The sequence below is a fragment of the Brevundimonas sp. genome (assembly GCF_036399195.1).
Classification (GTDB): Bacteria; Pseudomonadota; Alphaproteobacteria; order Caulobacterales; family Caulobacteraceae; genus Brevundimonas.
Genome location: NZ_DASWNO010000248.1, coordinates 1 through 1,566, shown reverse-complemented (window position 1 = coordinate 1,566; position 1,566 = coordinate 1). Strand labels below are relative to the sequence as shown.

Annotated in this window: 1 protein-coding gene; it reads right to left on the bottom strand. The window is 71.3% G+C overall.

Features of this window, described 5'->3' with window-relative positions; all coding sequences use genetic code 11:
* Nucleotides 1-260: 260 nt before the first annotated feature.
* Nucleotides 261-1,566, bottom strand: a 1,306-nt coding sequence (locus VGB60_RS10995) for an HRDC domain-containing protein (protein WP_331038301.1), incomplete at its 5' end; no start/stop codon positions are given.

Here is a 1,566-nt window from a genome sequence, read left to right as displayed (position 1 = left end):
GCGCCGGCGGGCGCGGGAATGGCCCGCTCGGGCGCATGCACGACAGCCAGAGCCAGTTTGTCGACCGGAGACGGGGCGCGGTTCGGGATCACCGACGGAGTTTGACCGTCAAAGTTTAAGGCGTCCCTTCCAAGACCTTGCCCGATCCTTACCGAGCGAACATGGGTCTTCTTGATAACGGCCAGCGCTGGCGCTCTTCGTGACGAACCCACTCACGCGGCGGAGGGCGCAGGCGGCGAGATTTCAGGCGTCGTTCTGCATCAACGCCCCAGCGCCTCCAGCACGGCCGGGCCGTAGCGGTCGATTTTGGATTGGCCGACGCCGGAGATGTGGGCGAGGGCGTCGAGGTCGCGGGGTTGGCGGACGGCGATTTCCAGCAGCGTCTTGTCCTGGAAGATGACGTAGGGCGGCACCCGCTGTTCGGCGGCGCGGTCGCGACGCCATGCGCGGAGGGTTTCGAACCGGGCGCGCACGTCGGCGTCCATCGTCTCCAGCGCGGCGTTGCGGCCGGTGCGGACGCGCTCTTTCGCCACTCCCGAGCCGACGCGCGCGGGAAGGCTGCGGACCTCGACGGACCGTTCGCCGCGATAGACGGCGCGCACGGCCTCGGGATCGCCCAGCCGCACCAGCGGCTTGCCGTCGTTGGGATCCTCGGCCAGCAGGCCGTCGAACATCAGGTGGTCGAGCACGTCGCGCCATGTGTGCACCGCCGTGTCGGCGCCGATGCCCCAGGTGGACAGGGCTGTCTCCCACGGCTGGACGTCCTTCGTCCGGCCGAGCAGGTGGTCGATGACCCGGGTCTTGCCGAAGCGCTCGCCGAGACGCTGCACCGCCGCCAGCGCCTTCTGGGCCGGGACGGTGGCGTCGAACACGGCCGGGGGATCGGCGCACAGGTCGCAGACCCCGCACGGCTGCGCCTCGGCCTCGCCGAAATAGCGGCGCACGGCCTGGGGCCGGCAGGCCGCGCCGTCCAGCATGGCGAACAACTGCCGCGCCTTGCGGACCTGCGCCGCCTTGACCTCCTCGGCCATGGGTCGTCCGTCGAGCCGCTTCAGCGTCCAGGCGATGTCGGAGGGTCCGTAGAGGGTGATGCCCTCGGCCGGTTCGCCGTCGCGGCCGGCGCGGCCGATCTCCTGCCAATAGGCCTCCAGCGAGCCGGGGGGGTCGGCGTGGATGACGAAGCGGACGTCGGCCTTGTCCACGCCCATGCCGAAGGCGATGGTCGCCACCATCACGGCTCCGTCCTCGGCGAGGAAGCGCTCCAGCCGGCGGTCGCGATCGCGGGCGTCCATGCCGGCGTGGTAGGCGATGGCGTTGGTCCCGGCGTCGCGCAGCGCCTGCGCCACCCGTCCGCACCCGTCGCGCGAACCGCAGTAGACGACCCCCGACTTGCCGCGCCGCTGACGGACCAGATCGATCACGGCGGCGTCAGTCTTCGCCCGCGAGGCGTTCTCCTTGCGCAGGGCCGACAGCTGCAGGTTCGGCCGGGCGAAGCTGTCGACGAGGACTTTCGCGCCTTCCAGCCGCAGCGAGCGGACGATGTCCTCGCGCGTGCGGGCGTCGGCG